Source organism: Nitratireductor arenosus (genome assembly GCF_009742725.1).
In the GTDB taxonomy this organism is placed as follows: domain Bacteria; phylum Pseudomonadota; class Alphaproteobacteria; order Rhizobiales; family Rhizobiaceae; genus Mangrovimarina; species Mangrovimarina arenosa.
Window position 1 is genome coordinate 1 of the sequence record NZ_WPHG01000012.1, and the last position, 24,813, is coordinate 24,813.

General features: G+C 60.8%; 19 protein-coding genes and 1 tRNA gene. 15 read left to right on the top strand and 5 right to left on the bottom strand.

Translation table 11 applies throughout. From position 1 onward, the window contains the following. Positions 1-132: 132 nt before the first annotated feature. Positions 133-207 (bottom strand) — tRNA-Gln (locus GN330_RS23185). Between the two features lie 400 nt (positions 208-607). Between GN330_RS23185 and ppdK the strand changes: the two genes are divergently transcribed. Beyond that, positions 608-3,271 carry a pyruvate, phosphate dikinase gene (gene ppdK / locus GN330_RS23190; RefSeq protein WP_156716161.1) on the top strand — a complete coding sequence of 888 codons (2,664 nt, stop codon included), beginning with the start codon at positions 608-610 and terminating at the stop codon, positions 3,269-3,271. 88 nt (positions 3,272-3,359) lie between these two features. On the opposite strand, the gene GN330_RS23195 is transcribed toward ppdK, so the two are convergent. Next, positions 3,360-4,055 carry a cation efflux transmembrane domain-containing protein gene (locus GN330_RS23195; RefSeq protein WP_156716107.1) on the bottom strand — a complete coding sequence of 232 codons (696 nt, stop codon included), beginning with the start codon at positions 4,053-4,055 and terminating at the stop codon, positions 3,360-3,362. 74 nt (positions 4,056-4,129) lie between these two features. Between GN330_RS23195 and GN330_RS23200 the strand changes: the two genes are divergently transcribed. After that, positions 4,130-4,540, top strand: coding sequence for a MerR family transcriptional regulator (locus GN330_RS23200; protein ID WP_156716109.1), 411 nt, complete (start codon positions 4,130-4,132; stop codon positions 4,538-4,540). 147 nt (positions 4,541-4,687) lie between these two features. On the opposite strand, the gene GN330_RS23205 is transcribed toward GN330_RS23200, so the two are convergent. Together GN330_RS23205 and GN330_RS23210 are read right to left on the bottom strand one after the other, a co-directional pair. Continuing rightward, a complete protein-coding gene (locus tag GN330_RS23205; protein WP_156716111.1) occupies positions 4,688-5,071 on the bottom strand; it encodes a DUF427 domain-containing protein in 384 nt (127 codons plus the stop codon). Positions 5,072-5,233: 162 nt separating this feature from the next. Continuing rightward, positions 5,234-5,605 (bottom strand): hypothetical protein, encoded by a 372-nt coding sequence (locus GN330_RS23210; protein WP_156716114.1) that lies wholly within the window; start codon positions 5,603-5,605, stop codon positions 5,234-5,236. A gap of 176 nt (positions 5,606-5,781) precedes the next feature. On the opposite strand from GN330_RS23210, the gene GN330_RS23215 reads away from it, so the two are divergent. Together GN330_RS23215 and GN330_RS24165 are read left to right on the top strand one after the other, a co-directional pair. Continuing rightward, the gene (locus GN330_RS23215) at positions 5,782-7,410 is read left to right on the top strand and encodes a 3-(methylthio)propionyl-CoA ligase (protein ID WP_156716116.1); all 1,629 of its coding nucleotides are present in this window, start codon (positions 5,782-5,784) and stop codon (positions 7,408-7,410) included. 241 nt (positions 7,411-7,651) lie between these two features. After that, a complete protein-coding gene (locus tag GN330_RS24165; RefSeq protein WP_156716118.1) occupies positions 7,652-8,425 on the top strand; it encodes a DUF1499 domain-containing protein in 774 nt (257 codons plus the stop codon). A gap of 21 nt (positions 8,426-8,446) precedes the next feature. On the opposite strand, the gene GN330_RS23225 is transcribed toward GN330_RS24165, so the two are convergent. Further along, positions 8,447-9,352: an MBL fold metallo-hydrolase gene (locus GN330_RS23225; RefSeq protein ID WP_156716120.1), complete on the bottom strand. Its 906-nt coding sequence runs from the start codon at positions 9,350-9,352 to the stop codon at positions 8,447-8,449. 118 nt (positions 9,353-9,470) lie between these two features. Between GN330_RS23225 and GN330_RS23230 the strand changes: the two genes are divergently transcribed. The 11 genes from GN330_RS23230 (at position 9,471) to GN330_RS23280 (ending at position 24,813) form a co-directional block, all read left to right on the top strand. Then, the gene (locus GN330_RS23230; protein WP_156716123.1) at positions 9,471-10,076 is read left to right on the top strand and encodes a biotin transporter BioY; all 606 of its coding nucleotides are present in this window, start codon (positions 9,471-9,473) and stop codon (positions 10,074-10,076) included. Positions 10,077-10,469: 393 nt separating this feature from the next. Beyond that, complete coding sequence (locus tag GN330_RS23235; protein WP_156716125.1) at positions 10,470-11,771, top strand: sugar transferase; 1,302 nt, start codon at positions 10,470-10,472, stop codon at positions 11,769-11,771. Positions 11,772-11,790: 19 nt separating this feature from the next. After that, a complete protein-coding gene (locus GN330_RS23240; protein WP_197435288.1) occupies positions 11,791-12,495 on the top strand; it encodes a class I SAM-dependent methyltransferase in 705 nt (234 codons plus the stop codon). A 289-nt stretch (positions 12,496-12,784) separates the two neighbouring features. Next, entirely contained in the window at positions 12,785-13,906 is a 1,122-nt protein-coding gene (wecB, locus tag GN330_RS23245) for a non-hydrolyzing UDP-N-acetylglucosamine 2-epimerase (RefSeq protein WP_156716129.1), read from the top strand. Continuing rightward, the gene (gene wecC, locus GN330_RS23250; protein WP_156716131.1) at positions 13,903-15,180 is read left to right on the top strand and encodes a UDP-N-acetyl-D-mannosamine dehydrogenase; all 1,278 of its coding nucleotides are present in this window, start codon (positions 13,903-13,905) and stop codon (positions 15,178-15,180) included. Before wecB ends, wecC begins: the two co-directional genes overlap by 4 nt. Then, entirely contained in the window at positions 15,177-17,303 is a 2,127-nt protein-coding gene (locus tag GN330_RS23255) for a Gfo/Idh/MocA family oxidoreductase (protein WP_197435289.1), read from the top strand. Before wecC ends, GN330_RS23255 begins: the two co-directional genes overlap by 4 nt. A gap of 159 nt (positions 17,304-17,462) precedes the next feature. After that, a complete protein-coding gene (locus GN330_RS23260; protein WP_197435290.1) occupies positions 17,463-19,256 on the top strand; it encodes a heparinase II/III domain-containing protein in 1,794 nt (597 codons plus the stop codon). 24 nt (positions 19,257-19,280) lie between these two features. Then, positions 19,281-20,477 carry a Gfo/Idh/MocA family protein gene (locus GN330_RS23265; RefSeq protein WP_156716137.1) on the top strand — a complete coding sequence of 399 codons (1,197 nt, stop codon included), beginning with the start codon at positions 19,281-19,283 and terminating at the stop codon, positions 20,475-20,477. A gap of 165 nt (positions 20,478-20,642) precedes the next feature. After that, positions 20,643-21,887 carry a hypothetical protein gene (locus GN330_RS23270; RefSeq protein ID WP_156716139.1) on the top strand — a complete coding sequence of 415 codons (1,245 nt, stop codon included), beginning with the start codon at positions 20,643-20,645 and terminating at the stop codon, positions 21,885-21,887. Continuing rightward, on the top strand, positions 21,871-22,992 hold the full coding sequence (locus tag GN330_RS23275; RefSeq protein ID WP_156716141.1) for a glycosyltransferase: 1,122 nt from the start codon (positions 21,871-21,873) through the stop codon (positions 22,990-22,992). Before GN330_RS23270 ends, GN330_RS23275 begins: the two co-directional genes overlap by 17 nt. A gap of 27 nt (positions 22,993-23,019) precedes the next feature. Next, the gene (locus GN330_RS23280; RefSeq protein ID WP_156716143.1) at positions 23,020-24,813 is read left to right on the top strand and encodes a hypothetical protein; all 1,794 of its coding nucleotides are present in this window, start codon (positions 23,020-23,022) and stop codon (positions 24,811-24,813) included.

Below are 24,813 nucleotides of genomic sequence, written 5' to 3' on the forward strand. Positions count from 1 at the left end.
ATTATGACTTAGGGTACTTCGACGATGAGACATGCAGACTGGAACCGCTTCAAAACCCCTTCGGGCCAAAAGTGTTACCCATGTCTCCGGTATAATCTGTAACCCATGTGTCCGGAATGGACCGGGGAGATTTGGCTGGGGCGCCTGGATTCGAACCAGGGAATGGCGATACCAAAAACCGCTGCCTTACCACTTGGCTACGCCCCAGCATTGTCGCTGCCGTGCGACGGGTGGCGCCCTTATATGGATGCTCCGCCGTCAGTGCAATGACTAGTTGGCGCCAATATGACGTGTGACCGGCCGGGTGGTTCCGGGCCATTGCCGCGGCTGCGAGGATTTGCGGTGGTCATCGATCTCCGAAACGGCTAGAGCAAACCCGGACCGGGCCGGAGCGATCCGGCTTGCGTCCGGCGGTTCGGTTCGCATGAGAGGCGGCCGGCATGGCGCACCACGCCAGGCGATCTTGCCAGGCGGGCCGTCTGCCGGCTGACGGAGCCCGGACGGGGCGGGGCGATGGGATCGGAAATGCCGATATTTCACGGGCCTTCCAGCGGACGGTCCGGTGGATATGTCTTCGAGTGCTATCCAGACGGCGAGGGAGATCGCGATGGCGAAATGGGTCTACAACTTCGGCAACGGTAGAGCGGAAGGCCGCGTCGGCGACAAGAACCTGCTCGGGGGCAAGGGGGCCAATCTGGCCGAGATGTCCGGGCTCGGATTGCCGGTGCCGCCCGGCTTTACCATCACTACCGAGGTCTGCACCCATTATTACGCCAACGCACGGGTCTATCCCGACGATCTGACGCAACAGGTGCAAGACGCCCTTGCCCGGATCGGCGCCGATACTGGCCGCTGCTTCGGCGATCCGCGCAATCCGCTTTTGGTGTCGGTACGCTCCGGCGCGCGCGCCTCGATGCCCGGCATGATGGATACGGTGCTCAATCTCGGCCTCAACGACGCCACCGTCGAGGCCCTGGCGGAGGAAGCACAGGATCGCCGCTTCGCCTATGACAGCTATCGTCGCTTCATCCAGATGTATTCCGATGTCGTGATGGGGCTCGACCACGAGGTTTTCGAAGAAATCCTGGAAGACGAAAAAGCCGGCCTCGGCGTCGAATTCGACACCGAGCTCGACGCCGCCCAATGGGTCGGCTTGGTCGAGCGCTACAAGGCCAAGGTGGTGGAGGAACTGGGACAGCCCTTTCCCCAGGATCCGCACCAGCAGTTGTGGGGCGCGATCGGTGCGGTGTTTTCCTCCTGGATGAACCATCGCGCGATCACCTATCGCCGCCTGCACAATATTCCCGAGGCCTGGGGCACGGCCGTCAACGTTCAGGCGATGGTGTTCGGCAATATGGGCGACAGCTCCGCCACCGGCGTGGCCTTCACCCGCGATCCGTCCACCGGCGAGCGCACGCTTTACGGCGAGTTTCTGGTCAACGCCCAGGGCGAAGACGTGGTCGCCGGTATCCGCACCCCGCAAAACATCACCGAGGACGCCCGCATCGCGGCCGGCTCCGACAAGCCGTCGCTGCAAAAGCTGATGCCGGAGGCGTTCACCGAGTTCGCGCGCACCGCCGAGACGCTGGAACGCCATTATCGCGACATGCAGGATCTCGAATTCACCATCGAGCGCGGCAAGTTGTGGATGCTGCAGACCCGGTCCGGCAAGCGCACGGCCAAGGCGGCGTTGCGCATCGCGGTCGAGATGGCCGCTGAAGGCCTGATCACCCGCGAGCAGGCGGTGGCGCGGATCGATCCGGCCTCGCTCGACCAGCTTCTCCATCCCACCATCGATCCGGGCGCTGAGCGCGACGTGATCGGCGTCGGCCTGCCGGCATCGCCGGGGGCGGCCACCGGCGAGATCGTGTTCTCCTCCGAAGAGGCCGAAGAAGCCAAGGCGGCCGGTCGTAAGGTCATCCTCGTGCGTGTCGAGACCAGCCCCGAGGACATTCACGGCATGCACGCCGCCGAAGGCATCCTGACCACGCGCGGCGGCATGACCAGCCATGCCGCGGTCGTGGCGCGCGGCATGGGCAAACCGTGCGTGTCGGGCGCGGGCGCGTTGCGCGTCGACTACAAGACCCAGACCATGACCGCGCTCGGCCGCAGCTTCGGGCGCGGCGACGTCGTCACCATCGACGGAGCGTCCGGCCAGGTCCTGGCCGGTGCGACGGCGATGCAGCAGCCCGAATTGTCCGGCGACTTCGCCGCGATCATGGAATGGGCCGACAAGCTACGTCGCATGCGGGTGCGCGCCAATGCCGAGACCCCGGCCGATGCGCGCACCGCGCGCTCCTTCGGCGCGGAGGGTATTGGCCTGTGCCGGACCGAGCATATGTTCTTCGACGGCGATCGCATCGTGGCCATGCGCGAGATGATCCTGGCCGATACCGAGACCGGACGCCGCGCCGCGCTGGCCAAGCTCCTGCCGATGCAGCGCTCGGATTTCGCCGAGTTGTTCGAGATCATGGCCGGGCTGCCGGTCACCATCCGGCTGCTCGATCCGCCGCTGCATGAATTCCTGCCCAAGACCGAGGAAGAGATCGCCGAGGTCGCGGCCGTGATGGACGTCGAGGCGGAATTGCTGCGCCGGCGCACCGAGGCGTTGCACGAGTTCAATCCGATGCTGGGTCACCGTGGCTGCCGGCTGGCCGTCTCCTATCCCGAGATCGCCGAAATGCAGGCCCGGGCGATCTTCGAGGCGGCGATCGAGGCCGCGGCAAAGACCGGCCGCCCGGTCGAGCCGGAAATCATGGTGCCGCTGGTCGGCATCATGAAAGAGCTCGAATTCGTCAAAGCGCGCATCGATCAGGTCGCCGCCGAGGTGATGGCCGAAACCGGCGCCAGCATCTCCTACCTGACCGGCACGATGATCGAGTTGCCGCGTGCCGCCATCCGCGCGCATGCGATTGCCGAGGTGGCGGAGTTCTTCTCGTTCGGCACCAACGATCTGACCCAGACCACTTTCGGCATTTCGCGCGACGATGCAGCCTCGTTCCTGGAAACCTATCGCCAGAAGGGCGTGATCGAAACCGATCCGTTCGTCTCTCTCGATATCGAGGGGGTCGGCGAACTGGTGCGCATGGCCGCCGACAAGGGCAGAGCGACGCGTGCGGGCATCAAACTCGGCATTTGCGGCGAGCACGGCGGCGATCCGGCCTCGATCCGCTTCTGCGAGGAGGTCGGGCTGGACTATGTGTCCTGTTCGCCGTTCCGTGTGCCGATCGCCCGCCTCGCGGCCGCGCAGGCCGCGATAGGCCAGACCTGATCGCGGCGCTTCACGGCGTAAGGGTTCCGTCCAACCGCGATAGGGTTGATGCCCCGCGTCCATCGTGCGGTCGATGGGCGGCCTGGGTTCAGGGTTCGGCCCTATGTTTTTGTGCACCGCAGCCGTGATCGTGCCCGCACACGTTTGCACGTGTGTGAACGACCGGCATTGCGTCGCCGGCCGAAAATTCCTGCCATCCCTGGCGCAGGATCTGGAAGGACGAGGACAGGAACAGGCCTGCCATCAGCCCGGCCACGATCACGTCCGGCCAGCCGCTCGTCGTGCCCCACACGCCAAGGGCTGCGGCCATGACGGCGACATTGCCGATAGCATCGTTGCGCGAGCACAGCCACACAGAGCGGACATTGGCGTCGCCGTCCTTGTAGCGCACCAGCAACAGCACGCTGGCGACATTGGCGGCCAGCGCCAGAAAGCCGATCGCGCCCATGATCTCGGCCTGCGGTAGGCCGAGATAAACCACCCGCCACACCGTTGACCCGAACACCCACACCCCCATGACGAACAGGCTGAGGCCCTTGGCGAGCGCGGCCGTCGCCCGGACCTTCAGCGAGGCGCCGATCACGGCGAGCGAAATCGCATAGGTCAGCGCGTCGGCGAAAAAGTCGAGCGCGTCGGCCTGCAGCGCCTGACTGCCGGCCATTTGCCCGGCCGTCATCTCCACCGCGAACATCGCCCCGTTGATGGCGATCACCGCCCACAGGCGGCGCTTGAAGTCGTCGGACATGCCGTCGAATGTATGGGAATGGCCGCAGCCCGCGCTCATGACCGTCTCCTTGAACTGTGTCGAGAGCGATCCTACAATCTCGAGCGACTGGAGCTTCAAGAGGTTTTTTTTCAATGTTTTCGATCGGAGAGATGGCGCGCCGCTCCGGCGTGAAAGTCGCCACCATTCGCTATTACGAGCAGATCGGCCTGCTCGAGCAGGCCGACCGCTCGCATGGCAATCAGCGCCGCTATGGCCGCGGCGAGCTCGATCGACTGGTGTTCATCAGGCACGCCCGCGATCTCGGCGTGTCGGTGCCGGCGATCCGCGAGCTGATCGCGCTTTCCGGCGATCCGCAGCGTCCCTGCGCCCAGGCCGACCGGATCGCGTCGACCCATCTGGCCACGATCCGCGAAAAGATCGCCCGACTCAGGCGTCTGGAAGCCGAGCTCGAGCGCATCGCCGCCTGCAAGGCGCAGACTGTGGGCGAGTGCTATGTGCTGCGCGCGCTCGGCGAGCATGATCTGTGCGAGGGCGAGCATTGAGCCGTGTCGGCCGGGCGCGGGCACCGGCTTACGGCCCGCCCGCCGGCATCGTGCATTCGCATGCGCTCGTCCGAACTGACGAGGCCAAGCCTGGCGCCAACGCATGGCAAAGCCGCGCGCGTGAGTTGCGCGGGACGGAGCCTTGCTTCACTGCGTCTCCACGCTCACCTTGTCGGGATAAAAGGCGGCGTGATCCTTGATCGCGGCCATTTCGTCATAGGGAGCCTCATAACCCCACATCGCATTTTGCCCCGCCGCGCCGGCGAGCGTCACATTCCAGTAGGAGGCCTCGCCCTTGTAGGGGCAATGCGTCGAATGGCCGGTCTTTTCCAGCTTGGAGAAATCGATATCGGCGAACGGGATATAGAGCACCGGCGGGTAAGGCGGCTCCGTCAGCGTCAGTGCCCGTGAGGAGGAGGCGATCGCGGTTCCGCCGGCCCTGACAATAACGGTGCCCCGATAGGGTTCGACCGCGACGACGCGATCCGGATTTTTGGCGAAACCGGGCGCCGGATTACCGGTGCGGCTCATTGGCGGTCTCCTCTCGTAGTCTGGCGCATCGGAGTGGCAGGATCATGAATGGCACCCGCCATGGCTTCAAGCCTGCCGTCACGGCCGGGCCGTCACGATCCGGTGAGGACGCATTGCCCCGCCGCCGCGATCGACCGGCAAGGGCGAGGGCGCGTCGGCTGCTCAGCCATGTATCGCGCCGGTCGGCTGGAACAGGTCGAGAAGACCCCGATAGGAGAGCGCGATGCCGGCAAACGGATTGTCGCTGTCGGTTGCGTTTTCGATCCGCACCGAGCCGCCATCGCGGCCGAGCAGCACAAGCACCGTGTGCGTCTCGCTTCCCGCGCCGAGTGAAACGGCGGCCACGCGCTGGCAATCGCGCTGTTTAAGCGCCGGCATGTGGAAAAGAACCGACCCGTCCGCCGTTTCCGCGGCACGTCGCAGCGCGGTTTCGAAGCCGCTTTCGGCGATGTCCTGTGAATTCAGCGCCAACTCGAATTCCACTGCCTCGAGCGGCATCTCGGTGGATTGGGTGACGATGTTGCGCGCATCCATGCAAAGACTCCAGCTTCTCGCACCAACCCACCAACCGCACCATTCGCGGCCACGGTGGCCGCAATAAGGCGAATGACTGCGCCGAACCGCAGCGCAATTTTTCCGCTACGGCTCCGACACCTCTGGACAAGCAAGGCGCCGGCGTCACAATACGGCAAATGTCTGGGAGGACTGCGATGCTCGGTTTGATGCAGCAATGGCCGCTGCTGTGCCATAAGATTCTCGACCACGCGGCGCGCCAGCACGGCGACCGGGAGGTGGTTTCGCGCTCCGTCGAAGGGCCGATCGTGCGCACGACCTATGCCGGGATCAGGGCGCGTGCGCTCAAAGTGGCGCAGCGCCTGGAGCGCGAGGGCCGCAAGCCGGGCGACCGTATCGCCACGCTGGGCTGGAATACGGCCCGGCACCTGGAAGCCTGGTACGGGGCCATGGGCATGGGCGGGGTCTATCACACGCTCAACCCGCGGCTTTTCCCCGATCAGATCGCCTGGATCATGAACCATGCCGAGGACAAGGTTCTGTTCACCGACCTGACTTTTATGCCGCTGGTGGAGAAGATCGCGCCGTCGGTCGCCTCGCTCAAGCGTGTGATCGTCTTGACCGACGGCGCCCATATGCCTGAAACCGGCCTTCGCGATGTCGTCGCGTACGAAGATTGGCTGGCCGAGGCCGATGGCGATTTCGAATGGCGCGGCTTCGACGAGAACACGGCGGCGGGCATGTGCTACACTTCTGGCACGACCGGCGATCCCAAGGGCGTCGTCTACAGTCACCGCTCCAACGTTCTGCACGCCATGATCGCCAGCATGCCCGACGCGATGGGCATTTCGTCGCGCGACACGATCCTTCCCGTGGTGCCGATGTTTCACGCCAACGCATGGGGGTTGGCCCAGTCGGGACCGATGATCGGCGCCAAACTGGTCATGCCGGGCGGCAAGATGGACGGAGCCTCGATCTACGAGTTGCTCGATACCGAAAAGGTCACCTTCACCGCGGCCGTGCCGACGGTGTGGCTGATGCTGCTGCAATATCTCGAGGAGACCGGCAAGAAGCTTCCTCATCTCAAAAAGGTCGTCATCGGCGGCTCGGCCTGCCCGCGTGCCATGACCGAGAAATTTCAGAACAATTACGACGTCCAGGTCATCCATGCCTGGGGTATGACGGAGATGTCGCCGCTCGGCTCGCTCGGTACGCTCAAGCCGGCCTATGCCGATCTCAAAGGCGCCGCGCAGCTTGATCTTCAGGAGAAGCAGGGCCACGCGCCCTTCGGCGTGGAAATGAAGGTCACCGACGACGGCAATCGCGAATTGCCCTGGGACGGCAAGACGTTCGGGCGCCTCAAGGTCCGCGGCCCCGCGGTGGCGGCCTCCTATTACGGTGGCGACGGGGCCGAGCAGTTCGACGAGGACGACTGGTTCGACACCGGCGACGTCGCCCATATCGATCCGCAGGGTTATATGCAGATCACCGACCGGGCCAAGGACGTCATCAAATCCGGCGGCGAGTGGATCTCCACCATCGACCTGGAAAACCTGGCGGTCGGCCATCCCGAAATCGCCGAGGCGGCGGTGATCGGCATCGCGCATCCCAAATGGGACGAACGCCCGCTGCTGGTGGTGGTCAAAAAGCCCGGCAAGGATCCCTCGCGCGACGCGATCCTCGACTACATGAAAGGGCGCTGCGCCAAATGGTGGCTGCCGGACGATGTGGCTTTCGTGGAGGAGATACCGCATACGGCGACGGGCAAGATACAAAAGACGACGCTACGCGAGCAGTTTCGCGACTACCGGCTGCCGACGGCTTAGCGCCGGGCCTTCGTGCAGCGCGTCGCCACACGTTAAAATCGCCATCGACCTTCGTCAGGCGGTGGCATGGCTCAGTTCCGCCACCGCGGAAAAACATTCGATCGTGATGACGTTTCGATGAAGCCCATCGCGGTTCATTATCTTTTCATCGCATGATCTTTTTTTTGAGAACCGGCATCCACTGTTCAAGATCATGCTTTAAGCACGGCGCGAAATCGAAAATTGTGGGTCCTATAGCAGCGTGTACGAGCATCGATATTCAGCCGCCATTCGCTGGTCGGCGAGGCTGGCGTCTTTCGCCTTCGTCCTGTTCCTGACGGCGGCGCTGGCGCATCGCTACTTCGGGCTGGAAACGGTCGCGTTTTTATGGCTGCTCGGCCTTGTCGGCCTGATGGCGCTGGTTGGCCTCGGCCTTGCCATGGCCGGCCTCCTCACGATTTGGGAACGGGGCGGTCGCGGCGCCAGGCGCTTGGCTTCCGCGATCGTCATCGCCGCGCTCAGCCTTGCTCCGTTCGCGGTCGGGTTGTGGCGCATGATCGAGTATCCGCGCCTGGCCGATGTGGCGACCGACCTGGTCGATCCGCCCCGGTTCCGCGCGGCTGCCATCCTGCGCGATCCGCGCGCCAACGCCATCCGCCCGATCAACGGCATCGAGGCCGGCCTGATCGAGGATCATTATCCGAAGGTCGACGGCAGGCGTTACCCGCTCGCGCCGGATCGCGTGCTGGAGGCCGTTCACGAGCTGATGGCGCGGCGCGGCTGGGCCGTGGTCGAGCGCCGTGGGCGCTGGCAGGAAGACCGGGAGGTCACGGTCGAGGCACTGGCCGCATCCTATCTGCTGCGCTTTCCAGCCGATGTCGCCGTGCGCGTCACCGACGAAGGCGAGACGACCTTCGTCGACATGCGCTCGGCCTCGCATTTCGGCGCCCACGATCTGGGCGACAACGGCCTGCGCATCATCCGTTTTCTTGCCGATCTCGACGCAACCGTCGCGGCCATGGCGGTGCCGGGCTGAGGAAGCCGGGGGCTGGCGGGGTCAGGCCGGCCTGTATTCCGCGTCCAGGCCGATCTCGCCGTCGGCGGCGGCGTCGCCTCGCGCGACGATATCTTCCAGATGCGCCAGAACCGACAACGCCGCCGCGCCATGCAGCCTGGGATCGGTGTCGCGGTAGATGGCGCGGACCATGTCGGAGATCGTCCGGTCGCCCGATCTGAGCCGTTCGAGCACCGCGCGCTCGCGCATCTTTCTATGCGCCTTCAAGGCCCGCACGAAGGCGGCCGGCTCCTTCACCGGGCCACCGTGGCCCGGCAGGTAGAGCCGGTCGTCGCGCGCAAGCAACGTGTCGAGGGAACGCATATAGTCGGCCATGGCGCCGTCGGGCGGCGCCACCACTGATGTCGCCCAGGCCATGACGTGGTCGGCCGAAAACAGGATATCGGTTCCTTCCAGGGCGAAGGCGGCATGGTTGGCGGCATGGCCGGGGGTGAGCACCGCGCGCAGGCTCCAGCCATCCCCATCGACGGCATCGCCGTCGGCGAGCACCAGGTCGGGGCTGAAATCGGTGTCGGCGCTGGCCTCCAGCGGATTGACCTCGCCAAGCCGCATGGCCCTGGCCGGTCGGTGTGGGCCTTCCGCGCAGGTGATCGCGCCGGTCTCGGCTTGCAGCCGGGCGGCGAGCGGCGAGTGGTCGCGATGGGTGTGGCTGACCAGGATGTGGCTGACGGGCCTTCCGGCGATGGCGCGCCGCAGTGCCTCGAAATGGCGGTCGTCGTCGGGACCCGGGTCTATGACGGCGAGCGTGTCGGTGCCGACCAGATAGCTGTTGGTGCCGTGAAACGTATACGGGCCGGGATTGTTGACCGTGATCCGCCGCACCGTCGGCGCGACCTCCACGGATTGGCCATAGAGCGGGTCGAAATCCATGTCGAATGCAATGGCCATGGGAAATTCGTGTGAGAAGGTCGTGCTGACCGGTTTGACTGTTGCCGCTTAACACGGATGAATTTATAGGGGAACCGTTCGGAACGCCCTGCGGGGCCGAGGGAAACTGGAGAAGTTCATGTCCGCTGCGATCGCGTTGCGCCCCTTGATTGAATTCGCCATCCCCGATCGGGGAGCCGGCCGGTTGGCCGTTCAGGCTGCCATGGTTATTGCCGGAACGCTGCTTTTGACCCTGTCGGCCAAAACCAAGGTCGTTCTCGGGCCGGTCGACATGTCGCTGCAGACCCTGGCCATTCTGCTGATCAGCGCCACGTTCGGCATGCGCCTCGGCGTGGCCACGCTGCTTCTTTACCTCGCCGAGGGCGCGATGGGGTTCCCGGTTTTCCAGAGCACGCCGGAAAAGGGTATCGGCATCGCCTATATGCTCGGCGGCACTGGCGGTTATCTCGCCGGTTTCGTGGTCATGGCGGCGATCGTCGGCTGGGCGGCGGACCGCGGCTGGGATCGCTCGCCGGTCAAGCTGTTCGGCGCGATGCTGGTCGCTGAAACGGTAATGATGGCGATGGGGTTTGCCTGGCTCGCCGGTCTGATCGGTGCTGAAAAGTCCTGGATGTTCGGCGTCGCGCCGTTCATCGTGCCCGATCTGATCAAGGTCGCGCTGGCCGCCTGCGCCATGCCGGCGATGTGGGTCGCCGCCGACTGGCTGCGCGGCGGACGCGAATAGTAAATTTGCTGCCAACCACGGACACCCGGGGCGCTCGACGAATCCCGGCTGCCCGCCTTTATCGGTTATTTTTCGCAGCCGGGATCGTGATGCAGGAAAGTGCTGTTCTGGTCATTTAGTCGGCGGCGACAAGCACGACAATTGTCTTAACTCTTCTTCGGAATTACCTTGACTGGGGCCGAATACCGACTAGGAAAAGGCCCGATACGGGGTGAGGGTGTTTCTCCGCCGGCTGATGGGGCAAGCCGCCGGTTGGGATTATGGTGACCCAGGACAGGTCGATCGGCATTGATGATGCTCGTTGGTCGCGTTCAGTCACGACATCGCATCTCGACAAAGAGGTTTTTGCGGCCAGGCGAGCCGTTTACCGCCTAGCGCGAGCGATACATATATATGGCCAGATCGAACAACAGAAGTCTTGTGCACTCGTTTCGCGTACAGATACTCGTCACACTCTTGCTCGGCGTTCTGTTTCCCACCCTGGTTCGGCTCGATTTCCAGCTCGCCTCCGCGCAAACCCCCTTCTATCTCAACATGTTGATATGGACCACGCTCGCCGCATTTGGCGGGTTGCTGCTTTACCGGCGTGTGCTGGCTGTTCCGGGCGCGGGTCCGGGCTATCTGATTTTGCCCACCTATACGGCCTCCTATCTCGTCGTCATCCTGGTGCTGTTTTTCTTCCGTCTTGACTATTCCCGGACGATCCTGGCGCTGAGCTATTTCCTGCTGGTATCCTGGATGATGTTTTCGGTGTTCGTGCTGCGGCCGAAGAAATTGCTGCAATTCGCGGTCGTGCCCGGCGGACGCGTCGAGCGGCTGAAAGGCATTCCCACGGCGACCTGGAACTACCTGCGAAGCCCCGACGAGCCGCTCTCGGCGTGTGACGGCGTGATCGTCGACCTCAGGATTGATCTCTCCGACCGGTGGGCCCGTTTCATCGCCGACGCGACGCTGGCCGGCACGCCTGTTTTTCACGTCAAGGAAATCGAGGAATCGCTGACTGGCCAGGTCGAGATCGAGCATCTGTCGGAAAACAATCTCGGTTCCTTGAACCCAAACGAGGCCTATCTCGAACTCAAGATCATCGTGGACTGGCTGCTTGCGGCGCTTTCGCTGGTCGTGCTTTTGCCGGTGTTTTTGCTGGTCGCCCTCGCCATCAAGCTGGACTCGCCGGGGGAAGTGATGTTTCGCCAGAGCCGCCAAGGCTACAGGCAAAAGCCTTTCAGGATATTCAAGTTCAGGACGATGATGACCGACCCGCCAGGCCTTGCCGTCGACAATGGCGGATCGGGCGATGAGGGCAACCATGCCGAGATCGATCGTGCGATCACGCGCCCCGGAGACAACCGCATAACCCGGGTCGGTCGGTTTCTGCGCCGCACCCGGCTCGACGAGCTGCCGCAGATACTCAATATCCTCAGAGGCGAAATGAGCTGGATTGGTCCCCGGCCCGAAGCAACGGTACTGTCGGCCTGGTACGATGCCGAGCTGCCTTTCTACAGCTATCGCCACATTGTGCGGCCGGGTATTACCGGCTGGGCCCAGGTCAATCAGGGGCACGTCGCCGATGTTAATGATGTTCACAAGAAGCTTCACTACGATTTCTACTATATCAAGAATTTTTCATTTTGGCTCGATGTAACTATATTCTTTATGACTATCAAAGTTATCCTATCTGGCCACGGGTCAAAATAAAAGGAATAAAGAAATGTCCATGAGGGGCTATTTTGATAAAAAATACTATCCTGAGTTCGAGAGATCATGGGACGACAAGCTCTTTCGGCAGTTTATTCTGGAGAGAATAAAGCCGGAGTTCTCGGTTCTGGATCTTGGCGCGGGCGCGGGTATCGTGCCCGAGATGGATTTTTCCGGCCGCGCGGCGCGACTATGCGGCCTCGACCCGGATCCGCGGGTGGAGACCAATCCCTATCTCGACGAGGCGAAGATTGGACTGGGCGAGGATATTCCCTGGCCGGACGGCTCATTCGATCTTGTCTTTGCCGACAATGTTTTGGAACATCTCGCCGATCCCGACCGTGTGTTCGCAGAGGTGGCCAGGGTTCTAAAACCCGGCGGTCGGTTTCTGTTCAAGACGCCCAACCGCAGCCATTACATGCCGTTGATCGCGCGCATGACGCCGCTGTCGTTTCATCGATTCTATAATCGTATGCGGGGACGGGCGTCGGAAGACACGTTTCACACGCATTACCGGGCCAATACCCCGGCCGACGTCACCGCGATCGGCAAGCGAGTAGGGCTGGGCAAGCCGGATATCCGGCTGATCGAGGGGCGTCCGGAGTATTTGCGGATGATGGCCGCCACCTATGTTTTCGGAATCGCTTACGAACGGCTCGTCAACAGGGTCGACGCGCTAGAGCGGTTCCGTATTCTGCTGATGGGGAGTCTGGAGAAGAACTAGGCCGTGGCAAAACCGGGAGTTAAATCTGTCGGCGCGTAGAACCGGCAAGTATAGCCGGACGGTTGGTTTTGTGTCTGGGGACGAACAGCGCGAAACACGCAGGTGTAAGACCTGGTTTGCGGTGGACAAGGACGGCACCTTTGTCTAAACAGCCGCGCGTGGCGCGCCGCCACGCGGTCTAGTACCTCATCCCGTTTGCAGGCTTAGAGGACGGAAGCGAGCAGCACCTTCCGAGGCGAAGACTTGATCGTTCGGTGCTGCGATCGGACGATACCGGGAAACCGAGAGCATGAAAAAAGTCCTCGCCGTCTTCGGAACGCGGCCGGAAGCGATCAAGATGGCACCTGTGGCAAAGGAGTTGGCGCGCAGCAGCCTGCTCGATGTGCGCATCTGCGTCACCGCCCAGCACCGGCAGATGCTCGACCAGGTGCTCGAGCTGTTTGAGATCGCGCCGCACCGCGATCTTGACGTCATGCGGCCCAACCAGACCCTCGATCAGGTGACCGCCCGGGTGCTGACCGGCCTTGGCGAGGTGTTTGATGAGGAGCGCCCCGATATCGTGCTCGTCCATGGCGACACGACCACCACCATGGCCGCGTCGCTGGCCGCCTTCTACCGCAAATTGCCACTCGGCCATGTCGAGGCCGGACTGCGTTCGGGATCGCTGTGGGCGCCTTGGCCCGAAGAGATGAACCGGCGCGTGGCGACGCTCGCGACCCGCTTCCATTTCGCGCCCACGCCGCAATCCAAGCGCAATCTGCTCGCCGAAGGCGTTCCCGACGCGCATGTTCATGTCACAGGAAACACGGTGATCGACGCGCTTTTTGCGACGGTCGAGCGCATCAAGGGTTCGCCCGAGCGACAGGGCCGGCTCGCCGAACGATTCGGGTTCCTCGATCCCGAGCGGCCGATCGTGCTCGTGACCGGGCACCGGCGCGAGAATTTCGGCGCCGGCTTCGACAATATCTGCCAGGCGCTTCTCGACATCGCCGCCGCGCACGACGTGCAGATCGTCTATCCGGTCCATCCCAATCCGAGCGTGCGCGAGCCCGTCGAGCGCTGGCTCAAGGACAAGCCGTCGATCCATCTGATCGATCCGCTCGACTACGAACCCTTCGTCTATCTGATGGACCGCTCGCACATTATCATCACCGATTCCGGCGGGGTGCAGGAGGAGGCGCCGTCATTGGGAAAACCGATCCTGGTGATGCGCGAAACCACCGAGCGGCCGGAGGCGGTGGACGCGGGAACGGTCGTTCTGGTCGGCACCGCGCGCGATAGAATTGTCGCCGAGGCGGGCCGCTTGCTTGGCGATCAGAACCACTATAAGCGAATGGCGCAGGCCATGAACCCGTATGGCGACGGCATGGCCGCGGCACGAATCCGAAAAATCATCGAGGAACAGGCATGACCGAATCCCGCCTGAAGAAAGTCTGTGTTCTTGGTCTCGGCTATATCGGCCTTCCAACGGCTTCGGTGATCGCCTCGCGAGGGGTGCAGGTCGTGGGAGTCGACGTCAAGCCGGAGGTTGTCGCGCGCATCAACAAGGGCGAGATTCATATCGTCGAGCCGGATCTGGACGCGGTCACCGCGCACGCCGTGCAGCAGGGCCATCTGCGCGCCAGCACCACGCCCGAGCCGGCCGATGCCTACATGATTGCCGTGCCGACGCCGTTCCACGACGGCAAGGCCGATCTCGACTATGTCTGGAACGCCGCGCGCTCGATCGCGCCGTGCCTTGCCGCCGGCAATCTGGTCGTCCTGGAATCGACCTCGCCGCCCGGCACCACCGACAAGATGGCGGCGCTCTTGGCGGAATTGCGGCCCGACCTCAAGATCGCCCAACCCGGGATCGAGGGCTGCGACGTGCACGTCGCCTATTGCCCCGAGCGGGTCCTGCCCGGCCGGGTTCTGACCGAGCTGGTCGAAAACAGCCGAGTGGTGGGCGGCATGACGGATGGGTGCGCTGCCCTTGCCGAAGATCTCTACCGCATCTTCTGCAGCGGCGAATTGTTGCGCACCAACGCCCGCACCGCCGAAATGTGCAAGCTGACGGAAAACGCCTTTCGCGACGTCAACATCGCCTTTGCCAACGAATTGTCGATCGTCTGCGAAAAGCTCGACATCAATGTGTGGGAACTCGTCAAGCTCGCCAACCATCACCCGCGCGTCAACATTCTTCAGCCCGGCCCCGGCGTCGGCGGACATTGCATCGCCGTCGACCCCTGGTTCATCGTCGAGGCGGCGCCCGAGGAAACCCGCCTGATCCGCACCTCGCGCGAAGTCAATGACGGCAAGCCGAAATACGTGCTCGACAAGATCGCCGCAGCCGTCGCCGACAAGTTTTCAGATAAGGCCGCCGGTAACGGGCGGCCGGTGGTCGGCCTGTTGGGCCTGGCCTTCAAGCCGGATGTCGACGATCTGCGCGAGAGCCCGGCGCTGCAGATCGCCGAGGCCGTGGTCGCAGGCGGGAACTGCGACGTCGTCGTTTCCGAGCCGCATATCGAGCAATTGCCGGCCTCGCTGGCCAACGGCGCCGGCGTGCGGCTGACCGCCGACATGCACGAAGCGGTGCGGCAAGCCGACGTGGTGGTCATGCTGGTCAACCACCGTCTTTATCAAACGATCGCGCGGGACGAACTCGCCGGCAAGACCGTGATCGACACGCGAGGTATCTGGTCGTGAAGCAATTATTGGTGCGTTCGGGCAATGTTTTCCTGCAGGAAGTTCCCGCCCCGACCGTCGGGCCCAAGAACGTCCTGGTCCAGGTCAAGTCGTCTTGCATCTCGGTCGGCACCGAGATGGCCGGCATCAAGATGTCGGGCCTGCCGCTCTATCGCCGCGCGTTGAAACAGCCGCATCACGTCAAGAAGGCGCTCCAGCTGATGAAGGATCAGGGCTTTGCCCGGGTCTATAAGCAGATCAAGGGCAAGCTCGATGCCGGCCTGCCGACCGGCTACTCGGCCGCCGGCGAGGTGATCGAGGTCGGCAGCGAGGTCACCGGAATCAAGGTCGGCGATCGTGTCGCCTGCGCCGGCGCCGGCATCGCCAATCACGCCGAAGTCGTCGACGTGCCGGTCAACCTGACCGTGCCCGTGCCCGACGGGCTCGACTACGAGGCCGCCGCCACCGTGACGCTCGGCGCCATCGCCATGCAGGGCGTGCGCCGCACCAACCCGACACTGGGCGAGACCGTCGTCGTGATCGGCCTCGGCATTCTCGGCCAGCTCACCGCCCAGCTCCTGTCGGCCAGCGGCTGCCGGGTGATCGGCACCGATATCGACGAGAACCGCATCGAGATCGCGCGTGCCAACGGCATGGATATCGGTCTCAATCCCAAGGATGGCGACATCGTCGAGCGCATCGTCAAGCTGACCGACGGCCATGGCGCCGACGCCGTCATCATTACCGCCGCCTCGCCGAGCAGCGAGATCCTCGCCCAGTCCTTCCAGGCCTGCCGGCGCAAGGCGCGTGTCGTGGTGGTCGGCGATGTCGGGCTGGATATCGCCCGGTCCGACATCTACGCCAAGGAACTCGATTTCTTCATCTCCACCTCCTACGGACCCGGCCGCTACGACCCGGTCTACGAGGAGGAGGGCGCGGACTATCCGATCGCCTATGTGCGTTGGACGGAAAACCGCAACATGGAGGAGTTTTTGCGCCTTCTGGCGCGCGGCCGCATCAGCCTGGCCAACATGCTCAAGGAGCCGTTTCCGATCGACCGGGCCGAGGACGCCTACGCCGCGCTGCGCGGCACCGGGCAAAAACCGCTCCTGGTCATGTTGACCTATCCCGAGCGCGCGGAGGCGACCAAGCCGGCGCTGCAGATCGCGCCGCCCGCGCCCGCCGACGGGCGCATCAAGCTCGCCCTGGTCGGCGCCGGCGGTTTCGCGCAGGGCATGCACCTGCCCAATCTGCAGAAGCTGAAGGACAGCTACGATCTGCGCACCATCGTCAGCCGCACCGGCCTGTCGGCGCGTTCGGCGGCCGAGCGCTTCGGCGCGCCCAACGCCGCGACCGATTTCAAGACCGTGCTCGACGATCCCGACATCGATCTCGTGCTGATCGCCACGCGCCACGATTTGCATGCCGGCATGACGCTCGACGCGCTCAGGGCCGGCAAGCACGTGTTCGTGGAAAAGCCGCTGGCCATGAACGAGGACGAACTGGCCGAGATCGAGGCATTCTATCGCGACAACCCGAACGGGCCCGTGCTGATGACCGGCTTCAACCGGCGGTTTTCACCGGCGGTTGTGGCGGCGAAGAAAGTGCTCGCCAACCGCACCTCGCCGATGATCGTCAATTACCGCATGAATGCCGGTTACATTCCCGCCGACCATTGGGTGCACGGTCCCCAGGGCGGCGGCCGCAATATTGGCGAGGGCTGCCACATCTATGATCTGTTCAACGCCCTGACCGGCTCGACCCCGGTCGAGGTCAACGCCATGTCGATCGTGCCGGAGTCCAAATACTGGCTGCGCAACGATAATTTCAACGCCACCGTACGCTATGCCGACGGTTCGGTGTGCACGCTCACCTATACCGCGATGGGCTCCAAGAGCTACGCCAAGGAGCGCGCCGACATCTTTGTCGACGGCAAGGTGCTGACGCTTGACGACTACAAGCAGCTTACGGTTGCCGGCGGCAGCGGCGGCTGGAAGGGCACCACCATGCAGAAGGGCCAGCAGGAAGAGCTGGCCGCGCTGGCCGAAACCCTGCGCAAGGGGGCGGCCTGGCCGATTTCGCTAGAAGACCAGATTTTCGCCACGCGCATCAGCTTTGAAGTCGAAAAGCAGATCGCGCTTTAGATGCGCGCGTAGGTCGGGATGAGCAGGGCCGGATATATACTCAGGCGCGTCGTCGAAGCCGGTCCGGCGGTCGTTGGGCGGCGGATGCTGCATAGGGTCAAACCCTACGCCTACTTCCCCGGCTATGCTCTGGCCCGCACCCGTTTGCGGACCGGGACCGTGAATGATGAAGCGCTGGCCTCGCTGGGCGCGACCATTCGCGACGAGTTCCTCCGCCGCATCGATGCTGACGCCGCGCTGAAAGAACGGATGCTGAAACGCGGCGCACGCGCGCTTGACCGCAAGTGGGACGTACTCGGCTTCGGCGATCTCGACATTCCATCGGGCGATGAGTGGTGGCGCGACGGGTTTCACGGCCATCAATGGCGGCTGGATTATTTTCCGCGCGTGGATTTCGTTGCGTCCGGAATCCGAGCCGACGTCAAGGTGCCGTGGGAACTGTCACGTTTTCAGTACGCGTTGTGGCTGGCCGAAGGCGCACTCGCCGGCTCGGTAGAGCCTGATCGTTATGTGCGTGCGTTTGAGGCGCTCGTAGACGATTGGGCAAGAGCCAATCCGACGGGCTGGGGTGTCAACTGGACCGTTGCGATGGAAGTCGCAATCCGTGCGGTTAATCTTCTTGTCGCGGGCGCCGCACTCTACGACCGCCTGGGAGAAGCGTTTCGCGGACGCTTGATCCGTCTGCTCGACGATCATTACCGGTTCATCCTTCGATTTCCCGAAACCAGCGACGTGAACGGCAACCACTATCTTGCCAATCTGATGGGTACGGCCGTTTTGTCCTCAGTGTTGGCGCCTGGGCCGGAATTCTCGCGACGTGTCGAGGATTTCACGGTCGAAGCCGACAAGCAATTCGAGAGCGACGGCAGCCATCTTGAGCGCGCGCCGGTGTATCATCGTCTGTGTCTCGACATGGTAGCTATGGTGGCGGCCGTGGAAATCCGGACCACGGGGACGTTATCGCCCCGGCTGCGGGACGTGTTCGCACGGGCACTTCATTTCGCCGAATTCGTCAGCGGCCCCGATCGGATATTGCCCATCTTCGGCGATTGCGATGGTGGAAAGGTACTGGAATTCGGTACATCGCCGCGTGATTTTTCCGCGCTCGCCAGTCTGTGCGGCAGGAGCAGCGTCACAAGCCAGGATGACCTGCTTGTCTGGTTGCAGGTCATAGCGGGTCGCGAAACCTTCCTCGATAGTGTCGCCGACGCTATCCCGTCGGCCGGTGAGAAGAGCGGTTTTCTGCGCTTGAGCCTCGATGAGGCCGTGGCGGTCATGCGGGTTGGCGCTCAGGGGCTGAAAGGGCGTGCCTCGCACGATCACGATGATGCGCTGTCGATCTGGCTCCGATACGGCCAACGCGATATTATCGTCGACCGCGGCTGTCATTCCTACACGCTCGATCCCGCGCTGAGAGAATCATTCATTCTTTCAGGCGCACACAATCTCGTCCAGCCGCGTGGCGGTAGGCGTTATGATGGTCGGCCGGGCTCGATCTATCTTTCGATGCGTGGCGCGCCATATTGTGATGACACCGGCACCGCTGGGCATGCTATGTGCCCTTCCGTTAACGGCACGATCCACAAGGCGGGCGAGACCAGCGGAATTCGTCGGCAACTGCGCGCGCGCACCGTCGACCAAGGTGTCGAGATCGAGGTATGTGACACTTGGTCGAGCGGTATCGACACCGAACTGAACTGGCATTTCGGCCCCGGCATAGTTCCACGACCGGCAGGCGGCGGTATGATCCGCTTTGACGGCGGGACCACCCTCCAAAGTTTGACGGTCGACGGCGCTGATCTCGAGTCGGAATTGTTTGAGTTCGACTTCCATCCGAACTATGGCCGGACTGAGAAATGTCGCGGCGTTCGTTTCTTAATCCCGGCTTCGCAAGATTGCCGGCTTGTCAGCCGTTTTCGCCTCGGAATTGGTGAAATCGGATCAAGCGAATAAACGCTGCCAAGGAAGCTCAAGCCCATGCACAGCGATCTCGATCAGTCGATCATTTTTAAGATCAAAAAAGTTCTACGTTACAACAGGCTGTATGGTCCGCGGCGTACCCTGATAAAGGTTCGCGGCCAATATCACATGGCCAGCAAGACCGGTTTCGATGGAGCGGAATGGATCAATCCGGCCTGCAGGGACCCCGACCATCCCGATCGATGGGTGGGGATCATCGGCTGCGGCAATTTCTCCTTTTCCAATATCGCCTACTATCTTGGCAAGGAAAGCAGTCGGTTCCTACGCGCGACCCACGATATTGCAAGACCCCAGGCGCGGTCGCTGTGCGCGTTCTTCGGCGGGGCCTATGCGGCCGGAGACCCGCGCAAGATCATTGAGGACGAAGCGATCCGGCTCGTCTACATCGCGTCCAATCACGCCTCTCATGCAGAATACGCCATCGCGTGCCTCGATGCCGGCAAGCATGTCCACATCGAAAAGCCGCATGTCATTTCGGATGAGCAGTTGAAGCGGCTTTCCGAGGCACAACGCCGCAATCCGCAATGCATGATCTTTCTGGGCTTCAACCGGCCGCGCAGCAAGCTGTTCGAGCGTGCCCGCGATGCGCTGGAGAAGGAGGACGGCCCGCTGATGGTGAACTGGTTCTTGGCCGGTCACAGCATTCCGGACGATCATTGGTATTTCTCGGAGGAAGAAGGCGGCCGTATTCTCGGCAATCTGTGTCACTGGACCGATCTGACGCTTGAACTGGTCGGACATGAAAAGGCGTTTCCCTGCACCATTACCGCCATCGCCGCTCCCCAGGCTAAATCGGATTTCGCGATTTCGTTCCTGTTCGACGACGGCTCGGTCGCCGGTATCACTTTTTCCGCCAAGGGGCATACATTCGAGGGTGTGAGGGAAACGCTCAACGCCCATCGCGGCGACGTGTTGCTTACACTCAGCGATTTCAAGACGCTAAGGCTGGACCGGGTCGAAAAGAAATCAACGACCTCGAGTTTTTTCCGCGATCATGGCCACCGCGCCAACGTGATCAACAGCTATATTGCCGTTCGTGACGGCGACAACAGCAAGGCAACGTCACTGCAATACAGCCGCGCCACGGCCAAGTTGTTCCTGGGTGTCAAGGAAGCCGTGGACCTGCGTACGCCGGTTGTTGTCAACGCCGACGAAAGTGAGTCCCTCAACGGCCAGGATCGGCGAAGCGCCTGAGCACGCAATGGTGCGGATGCGCCCCAAGTCGGCAAGGGTACACATTGGATATGTGTGAGAGGTTGCGATGCCCGGCCCGTCGCGCGGGAAAAATTCCGATGGTGCAATTTGCCGGCAGAGGCGGTGCTGTGACGGAACGTGAATAAGAATGGCGGGAAAGCCGGCATGAGCAGACTTTCGATCAGCGCTTTGGTGCGGTGGGCCGAGCATCATCTGTTCGGCGTGGCCGGGCAGGTTGCGGCGGCGGCGCCGGTGGTGCTGGTGACGATGATCATCTCGCATCAGGTGGGTCTGGAGCTTGCAGGCAAGTTCGTCGTGGCGGCGGGGATCGCAGCGGTGCTGTTCACCGCCGCATCGCTTGGGCTTGCTGCTTTTGTTGTGGTGGAGAAGCTCCAGCAGTTTGACACTCGCGACTTTCTGATTACGCGCGCCTTTTCGGCGGGCTTCGTGTCACTCGCCTTCATTGCCGGGGCACCCTTTCTCAGTATCCCGACTGAGCTCGTGACTCTCGTCGTCATGATGCGGCTTGCCGATGCTGGGGTCGAGATGAGTTGGGGAATCGATATCTACAGACTGCCAAGCGACCAGGCAATGCGGCGATACGCCAGCGTTAACACCCTTAAGCTGATCGTCACTGTTGTTCCGGTGGCGTTCCTCTACCTTTTCGCAGGCGACATCATCGCATGCCTCATGGTCGGTGCCGGCCTGTCATGTGTGTTTACATGGTATTGGCTGCATCAAAATGCGTGGGGAGATCGTTCGTTCCGAGTTGGAGCCGGACAAGTTCGCCGTTCCGCTAATTTGGCTCGAGGCGCCAGCTGGTTTGCAATAAGTTATCTAGTTGTTGCTTTTACGAGCAACTCGCCACGTATCCTTGCTGATAGCCTTTTTGCCGGAGATATGTTGGGCGTGGTGGGTGTGACACTATCGTTTTGTACGATACTTGGAATGATTTTCTTGTCTTCCTGGCTGCGCTGGTTTCCCAAATTGTCCCGCGAGTTATGGTTTGGAGCTAAGCATATAATGTTTGTATTAGAATCCTTACTAATTTTACTGATACTAGCTTTTTTAGGTTATACAATTATGCCAAAAATTGTTTCAATTTTGTTCAATTTTGATTATATTGAGTATAAGGAAGAGGTTAGATCTATAATATTATCTACGGTAATTTTTATGTTTGGTATGAATATGACGAACATGTTCAAAACTACTAAATTTGTATGGTTGGAGCCCGCTGTTTCTATTTTTAGTCTATCTGTTTCCTATGTGATTTTTGTCCATTTTATGGGATTTCTGATAGAGGGGTATTTAGTTGCCAGCGGTGTGTGCATGGCTGTGAGCGCGCTCGCCCTAAACTACCTTGTCCATAAGGATTCTATGTATCGGGGTGCACATGAAAAAGCTCCGTGAGGTTGCGGTATTTCTTCGAATGGCGAGCCGACCCGTTCCTCGGGTGACGCGGATGATGGCGGTGGCTAGGGGTGCTGGGCTGGAAGCAAAGTTCATCGGAGCCCATCGTGACCGCAATTTGCCATCGCACGACGAATGGGAAGGATTTCCGATCACCCGTGTCGGATTGCCCTTTCCGCTTCTGAACGGAAAGCGGCCATGGCTTTATCTTCGTGCGCTAGCCTCCTGCAATCGAGGTTTCTTCCGGCAGCTTCGTTTGGAACGACCACGCATCGTTCATGCTTCTGATATTGAGACTTTCCCTGCATCGTACCTCTACAGGATGACGAGTAAAAGTCGGTTAGTTTACAATATTCATGACAATTTGGCTCAGCGCTATGCATTGCCGTCAATCATCAAGAAACTGTTGAACGTCGTTGAAGGAATTGCCGTCGTCTTGTCAGACGGCGCTACGGTGCCAGAGGAGTTCCGGCGAGCGGCATTGCCAACTTGGTGCCATCCAAGGGTCCGTGTGATACCAAACGTTCCCGCCGAAAATGATCGGGCGCCTCCCCCACCTTTGGAAAATACCAGGATACGCATCTTTTACGGGGGCTGGCTTGATCGCCAAAGAGGGCTGACCGCGCTTCTTCAGCTTTCAAAGGAGCCGGATTTTGACGTTCGGATCGCAGGCGAAGGCTCGCAAGAGATAGTCGCCGAGATTGAGCGCTGCAAAACGGCAACCTTCTTGGGTTTTCTCAGATCAAGCGATGTCATCGAGGAAACCCGGAGGTGTCACTTCGTGCCGGTTCTCTATGATCCGAGTCGCGAAATCAACAGATTCGCGGCCTCCAACAAGCTGGCCGAAGCGATGGCAATTGGGCGGCCGGTATTGATGAACGAAGAACTCGAAGCGGCGAAGGCGATGGCCGGTCTAAATTGCGTCATCAACACCAAATACAAGGACGCTGGCTTGGCCGCCGATCGGTTGCGCGAGATGATCGCGGCCCCCAACATATATACTGATGCGTGCGCCGAAGCGCGTCGCTATTATGAAGAGGTGTACTCGTGGGAAAAGGTAAAGTTCGATTCAAAGGTACTTCTTCTGGGATGTAGGGGTATATAGGGGCACGACAGGCGAAGGGGTGGTTGAATGATTTATCTGTTGAGCGTTCTGTATGCTTTTGTATTGATTCTATATGTCTTGTGGCGACCGTCGATACGCAATTTCGGCCTTCCGCTGCTGGACTCCTTTGTAATCGGCGTTTTTTTGTTTGCTGCTGGATCCGTCGTGGTTTGGGTCGAGGCGATAGAGTATTCGTCTGAAGTTGCTCATATCGGGCTTTTGGCAGGCATCTCGGGTACGCTTGGTGCCTCTATTTCGGCGCGTACGCTGTTGGGAGGGGCTGTTGATCTTTCCCTCGCGAAGCGAATCCGTCAGATTTCTATCGGCAGTGGTGAACGATTTGCTGTAATCTTTGGGCTTTTGCTATGCACTGCTGTAAGTATAGCTTTTATGTTTTCTATATATTTGAATGAGGAGCTTTTTGATCTTTACTATAAATCTGTAATTTTGAATGAGATATCGCTCACACCGGCTCGTATCGCTATGTCTAGCGGAGAGTACGGCTATTTCTATCCCGGGTATATAAAGCAGGTGAGAGATATTTTATTTCCAATTTTGTTAGTTTCCGTAATAATTTTTAGGTTCGGAAGGATTGTTGATGCAATTTTGTTTGCATCTTTCTTTTTTGTTGCGGCTGCGGGGTTTCTTTCTGGTCAGAGGTTGGTTTTCGCGCAGTTTTTTCTGTGCATATTGGCGGCGGTTCTTGTAGATTTTTTCTCGAGAGGGCGAGCAGCGCGGTTTTCTCTGCTTCTTTCCGGCTCAATGGGTGCTACGACCGTCGCCGGAATGGTGTTCTTGACCGTAATGCTGGGCCGTTTGGATATTGCGTTGTCGCCCGACGTTGCTCCTGCGAGGAACGTAGAAACGAAGGTGAGTGCCTCTCAGACTGAATCTCAGCCTGAAAATGTCGCCCAGAAGAATGCTGTTGAGAGAAAGCTGGCGGAGATCAAGCGTCCCGAGGATGCCGCAGTTGAAAATGATCCGGCCTCCTTGTCGCGGACTACCAAGGCTGCAGGCGCTTCCAGCGAGCTTGAGCCTATCACTGCCGCGAACGGGGATGTGATCGTTGCTCCTCGGGAGGCTGACGCCGAAGGCAAGTCTGCCTCCCCGCGACAGGCCACCGAGGTTGAGGTGAACCTAAAAAGATTGGAACCGGTAGTAAGTGAGACGGTGACCGCTGTTTCGACGCAAGACAGTGGCGTTGCAATCAAGAAGGGCACCGAAGTGAATGCCGATACGCCGGTAGCGGTGCCCGCTGACACTGCAGCTGAGCCGGCGAAAGCTCCAGCTTCTGACTTCTATCAATTACCGCGACCGATTGCGGCTATCGTTGCGCTGGTTCATAGAGCAATCATCGCGGTACCCAGAGAAAATACCATCTCATACGAATTTTGGGCCGTGGATGCCCCAACCTATGGTCAAGGTTGGATCACCGATCTGGGTGGGGTGAAGCCAGGGACGCAGAAACAACTGTCCAATGTTTTGTCGGAGGCGAATCGAGGAGGGCAGGCCGGCAATTCCCCAATGGCATTGGCTGTAGACATCTTTCACAATTGGGGTTGGGTTGGTGTTGCAGTATTTCCAGCTCTGTTCGCGCTGGTTTTCGCCGCAACGGACAAGATTCTTACATTGGGAAATTCCCCGATCTTTATAGGAAATAAGATTTTTCTATTTTTCTCTATACCATTGATGTATTCCCCGTTTTTAATATTGCTTTATGGAGGTGCTGTAACCATTTCAATCATAATATATATAACTATCCTAAGATCTAAATTACTTGGCTATTTTGGTTTGCATCCATCGCATTTGAGATCGGTTTAG

Excerpts from the sequence above, each read along its gene's own strand:
- ppdK (WP_156716161.1), top strand. The coding sequence starts at position 608 with ATGGCGAAATGGGTCTACAACTTCGGCAACGGTAGAGCGGAAGGCCGC.
- GN330_RS23195 (WP_156716107.1), bottom strand. The coding sequence starts at position 4,055 with ATGAGCGCGGGCTGCGGCCATTCCCATACATTCGACGGCATGTCCGAC.
- GN330_RS23200 (WP_156716109.1), top strand. The coding sequence starts at position 4,130 with ATGTTTTCGATCGGAGAGATGGCGCGCCGCTCCGGCGTGAAAGTCGCC.
- GN330_RS23205 (WP_156716111.1), bottom strand. The coding sequence starts at position 5,071 with ATGAGCCGCACCGGTAATCCGGCGCCCGGTTTCGCCAAAAATCCGGAT.
- GN330_RS23210 (WP_156716114.1), bottom strand. The coding sequence starts at position 5,605 with ATGGATGCGCGCAACATCGTCACCCAATCCACCGAGATGCCGCTCGAG.
- GN330_RS23215 (WP_156716116.1), top strand. The coding sequence starts at position 5,782 with ATGCTCGGTTTGATGCAGCAATGGCCGCTGCTGTGCCATAAGATTCTC.
- GN330_RS23225 (WP_156716120.1), bottom strand. The coding sequence starts at position 9,352 with ATGGCCATTGCATTCGACATGGATTTCGACCCGCTCTATGGCCAATCC.
- GN330_RS23230 (WP_156716123.1), top strand. The coding sequence starts at position 9,471 with ATGTCCGCTGCGATCGCGTTGCGCCCCTTGATTGAATTCGCCATCCCC.
- GN330_RS23235 (WP_156716125.1), top strand. The coding sequence starts at position 10,470 with ATGGCCAGATCGAACAACAGAAGTCTTGTGCACTCGTTTCGCGTACAG.
- GN330_RS23240 (WP_197435288.1), top strand. The coding sequence starts at position 11,791 with ATGAGGGGCTATTTTGATAAAAAATACTATCCTGAGTTCGAGAGATCA.
- wecB (WP_156716129.1), top strand. The coding sequence starts at position 12,785 with ATGAAAAAAGTCCTCGCCGTCTTCGGAACGCGGCCGGAAGCGATCAAG.
- wecC (WP_156716131.1), top strand. The coding sequence starts at position 13,903 with ATGACCGAATCCCGCCTGAAGAAAGTCTGTGTTCTTGGTCTCGGCTAT.
- GN330_RS23265 (WP_156716137.1), top strand. The coding sequence starts at position 19,281 with ATGCACAGCGATCTCGATCAGTCGATCATTTTTAAGATCAAAAAAGTT.
- GN330_RS23270 (WP_156716139.1), top strand. The coding sequence starts at position 20,643 with ATGAGCAGACTTTCGATCAGCGCTTTGGTGCGGTGGGCCGAGCATCAT.
- GN330_RS23275 (WP_156716141.1), top strand. The coding sequence starts at position 21,871 with ATGAAAAAGCTCCGTGAGGTTGCGGTATTTCTTCGAATGGCGAGCCGA.
- GN330_RS23280 (WP_156716143.1), top strand. The coding sequence starts at position 23,020 with ATGATTTATCTGTTGAGCGTTCTGTATGCTTTTGTATTGATTCTATAT.